Below are 3741 nucleotides of genomic sequence, written 5' to 3'. Positions count from 1 at the left end.
CTCCTATATCGCCCGGCTCGGCACCGTGCCGCTCGCCGCCATCGCGCTGGTGTTTCCGTTCGCGATGCTGACGCAGATGATGAGTGCGGGCGCGATGGGCGGCGGGGTCTCGTCCGCGATCAGCCGCGCGCTCGGCGCGGGCCATCGCGACCGTGCGGCGACGCTGGCGCTGCATGCCGGCATCATCGGCCTCTCCGGCGGACTGTTGTTCACGGTGATGATGCTCGCTTTCGGCCGCTCGCTCTTCACGCTGCTCGGCGGCCGCGAGCGCGTGCTCGAGGAGGCCTCCGGCTATTCCCAGGTGCTGTTCTCCGGCGCGATCGCGATCTGGCTCGTCAACACGCTGGCCTCGGTGATCCGCGGCACCGGCGACATGCGCCTGCCCTCGATGACGCTGATCGGGGCGAGCCTGGTGCAGGTCGCGCTCGGCGGCACGCTGGGGCTCGGCCTGTTCGGCGTGCCGCAATTCGGCATGCGCGGGGTCGCTGCCGGCCAGTTGATCGCCTTCAGCTGCGCCGCGATCTTCTTCCTCTGGTATCTGCTGTCCGGCCGCAGCCGGCTGCCGCTGAATGTCCGCGCGTTTCATTTCGAGCGCGCGATGTTCTTCGACATTCTCAAGGTCGGCGCGGTCGCCTGCCTGTCGCCGCTCCAGACCGTGCTCACGATCCTGATCTTCACAAAAATCCTGGCGACCTTCGGCACCGAGATGCTGGCCGGCTATGGCATCGGCTCGCGGCTGGAATTCTTGCTGATCCCGATCACTTTCGCGTTCGGCATCGCCTCGGTGCCGATGGTCGGCATGGCGATCGGCGCGGGACAGTTGAAGCGCGCGCGACGTGTCGCCTGGACCGCGGCTGCGGCCTCCGGGATCACCGTCGGCCTGATCGGCCTCGTCGTCGCACTCGATCCGTCGCTGTGGGTGTCGCTCTTCACTGGCGATCCCGGCGTCACCGCCGCCGCACACAGCTATTTCCACTGGGCCGGCCCAGCCTTCGTGTTCTTCGGCATCGGCGTGTCGCTGTATTTCTCCTCGCAAGGCGCGGCGCGCGTCGGCGGCCCCGTGCTCGCCTCCACCGCGCGGCTTCTGATCGTCGCGATCGGCGGCGTTGGCCTCGTCGTGGCGCAGGCGCCGGCCTGGACGCTGTTCGCGCTGATCGGCGGCGCGATGGTCGCGTTCGGGCTCTTGACCGCGGCCTCGGTCGCCCTGGTGCGCTGGGGCAAATGAGCGCAGGCAAATAAGCGCGGGAATGTGATTCCATCGGACGTTGCACTATCCTGACGGGCTGCTATGGAGGCGCTCCATTTCGGGGCTGTCTCCATGACATTCAGATTCGCTGCTTTTCCTCTCCTCCTGGCTGCGCTCCTCGGTGCGACAGCCGCCCATGCGCAGAGCACTGACGCAAGCGGGACCTGGCTGACCCAGGCGGGCGATGCACGGGTGAAGATCAGCAAGTGCGGCGGCGGCATCTGTGGCGTCATCGTCTGGCTGCGCGAGCCCCACGACACCGCGACCGGCCAGCCCGCGACCGACAGCAAGAACCCCAATCCCGCGCTGGCCAGGCGCCCGATGCTCGGATTGCCGCTGTTCAGCGGCATGCAGCCCGCCGGCCCGAACAAATGGTCCGGCCAGATCTACAATGCCGACGACGGCAGCACCTATGCGAGCAGCGTCACCGTCACGGGCGCCGACGCGCTGCGGGTCGAAGGCTGCGTCGGCGCGCTCTGCGGCGGCGAGACCTGGACGCGGGCCGGACGCTAACTCGCCAGCATCGCCTTCAACGCCGTCGCCGCCGAGGCGTAACCGCCCCGCGCGCCGTCGATGAAGTGCACGTGATCGCTGCGCAGCGCCGAGGGCGTGAAGCATGTCATCATCGCCGCGTCCTGCTGGTAGAGGCCGTAGCGCACGATGCCGTCGCGCGCCGCCGCCGCAAGGCGATCGCTCAGCGCGCGCGCGAGCTCCGGCGTGCAGTCCAGGATCATGCGCAGGCTGTCGTCATATTTTCGGAAGTCGGAATTCTCGACCACCTGCCGCGTGTAGAGCTTCGGCACGAAGCCGCCGACCTTGAGATCGAAGCGCATGATGAGATAGACGAACAGCGTGTAGGCCAGCACGCTGGCGCGACGCGTGAGCAGCGAACCACCGCGCTTGGTGCGAGCTTCATAGTCCAGCCCCTGCGGCGGCCATTTCAGCGGCGGCCCCTGCGACGGCACGGGCCGGCCGGCATCCGGACTGCGCTCGACGAGATGGATGACATCCTCGATCACCTCCCGGAACGCCTCCGCCTCGGCGCCGCGCGCCGGCACCACCAGCACCGACAGGATCGTTCCGCGCGAGGCTGGAATCTCCTCGAACCGGCAGGACAGCCCGGAGAGATCGGGCTGCGTGCCGGCGGGCGCCTCGGTGACTGCGAACTCGCCGCGCTTCATCGCGGCATCGGCCCAGCCGAGCCCGCCGCCGGAGAACATCGCATAGGACAGGTTCGCCGACGGACCGAAGCGCGCGACGCGCACGTCGAGGCCCCGGGAGCGAATGGCACTCACCGGCACCAGCGCGACGCGCATCTTCAGATCGAGATCTTCCCGCACCCAGGTCGCGGTCGCGGCCAGCGCGTCGCGGGCGGAAACGAGATCGCCGGGCGCGACCGCAAAGCTCGCGCCGTCGCCGCCGAACACGAAGGGGAATTCGCGCCCCTCTAGCGCATTCGTCACCGCCGCGATCACCGCGGCTCCCGCCATATTGACCGCCTTGTAGCGCTGCGCCGCGATCGCCTTGGTGGACTCGACGATGTCGGCGACGCCGATGGTCCAATCGTCAGGCAGCGGCGAATACAGCTTGGGATCCATCAGGCTGGTGAAGCCGCGGAAGACGGGAATGCTGCCGTAGAAGGATTCGCCTGATGTCATCGGGGAATGCCGGATGGTTGGGAAGCGTGTCCGAAGCAGATACGTGGCAGGATCGATCCGGGTTCGCGGCGGGCGCGGCCCTCGTAGTCCCGATCATTGGCTGAAATTCAGGCGGACAACAAGGTCACGCCGCGCCGCATTGCCGCAGTTCGTCATTGATCGGCATCAAACAGCCGGCCGCAAAGGGCGCCTAGGATCACCCGATCTGGCGTCGTCGCGAGGGATCATCGCCGTGTCTGACTTCGGCAACAAGGACCGGACGCCTCCGCTGCGCCGGCGAACGGGGCTCGACCCGATCAGCGCGGTGAAGATGCCGGAACAACTGACCTCGGCCGTCGATGCCTGGGCCGAAGCGCGCCATCTGTCACGCTCTGATGCGATCTGCAGGCTGGTCGAGCTCGGCCTGAGGATCGCGCCCGCGGCGCCTGCAGCATCGGCGCACACCACCGCGTCGGAGGCGGCCAGGATCGAAGAGCTGGCGGTGCACGAGATCGACAGCCTGCTCGATCCCGCGTTGCCGCCGGACGAACGCGAGCGCCGCATTCGTCGCCTCACCGAGGGACCGCCGGAATTTTCACACGAACGGATTGATCTGCCGAAGCACGAGACGTGAGCGATGCACGCTAGTGCAGCTTCTCGTCCTGACGCTTGCGCAGCGAGGGCGCCGGCACATCGTGGCAACCCACGAGCCGTACGAATTGCTGCGGATACATTTCATGGCCGTGACCGCCGGAATTTTGATGTGTCATCGGCGGGCAAAGAGAGTCGTCCGGCTTCGCGCGGGATTGCTCGGTCCGGCCCTGATGTGAAGCGGTCATGTTCGACGCGGTCATGCAC

5 protein-coding genes are annotated in these 3741 nt (G+C 67.6%); 3 read left to right on the top strand and 2 right to left on the bottom strand.

Annotation, left to right across the window (positions count from 1 at the left end):
* A partial coding sequence (locus ACXJL8_RS36260; RefSeq protein ID WP_456686557.1) for an MATE family efflux transporter occupies positions 1-1225 on the top strand: 1225 nt, incomplete at its 5' end.
* 93 nt (positions 1226-1318) lie between these two features.
* On the top strand, positions 1319-1759 hold the full coding sequence (locus ACXJL8_RS36255; RefSeq protein ID WP_456617372.1) for a DUF2147 domain-containing protein: 441 nt from the start codon (positions 1319-1321) through the stop codon (positions 1757-1759).
* On the opposite strand, the gene ACXJL8_RS36250 is transcribed toward ACXJL8_RS36255, so the two are convergent.
* Positions 1756-2904: a DUF3095 domain-containing protein gene (locus ACXJL8_RS36250; protein WP_456617371.1), complete on the bottom strand. Its 1149-nt coding sequence runs from the start codon at positions 2902-2904 to the stop codon at positions 1756-1758. The two genes, ACXJL8_RS36255 and ACXJL8_RS36250, sit on opposite strands and share 4 nt — an antisense overlap.
* A gap of 223 nt (positions 2905-3127) precedes the next feature.
* Between ACXJL8_RS36250 and ACXJL8_RS36245 the strand changes: the two genes are divergently transcribed.
* Complete coding sequence (locus ACXJL8_RS36245) at positions 3128-3517, top strand: hypothetical protein (protein ID WP_456617562.1); 390 nt, start codon at positions 3128-3130, stop codon at positions 3515-3517.
* 10 nt (positions 3518-3527) lie between these two features.
* On the opposite strand, the gene ACXJL8_RS36240 is transcribed toward ACXJL8_RS36245, so the two are convergent.
* A complete protein-coding gene (locus tag ACXJL8_RS36240) occupies positions 3528-3737 on the bottom strand; it encodes a hypothetical protein (protein WP_456617370.1) in 210 nt (69 codons plus the stop codon).
* Positions 3738-3741: the final 4 nt, after the last annotated feature.

The organism is Bradyrhizobium sp. P5_C11_2, assembly GCF_054049755.1.
This window is presented reverse-complemented; position numbering and strand designations above follow the sequence as displayed.

What these genes read in the sequence shown, in the direction of transcription:
- ACXJL8_RS36240 (WP_456617370.1), bottom strand. Translation starts at nt 3,737, where the DNA reads ATGACCGCGTCGAACATGACCGCTTCACATCAGGGCCGGACCGAGCAA.
- ACXJL8_RS36255 (WP_456617372.1), top strand. Translation starts at nt 1,319, where the DNA reads ATGACATTCAGATTCGCTGCTTTTCCTCTCCTCCTGGCTGCGCTCCTC.
- ACXJL8_RS36250 (WP_456617371.1), bottom strand. Translation starts at nt 2,904, where the DNA reads ATGACATCAGGCGAATCCTTCTACGGCAGCATTCCCGTCTTCCGCGGC.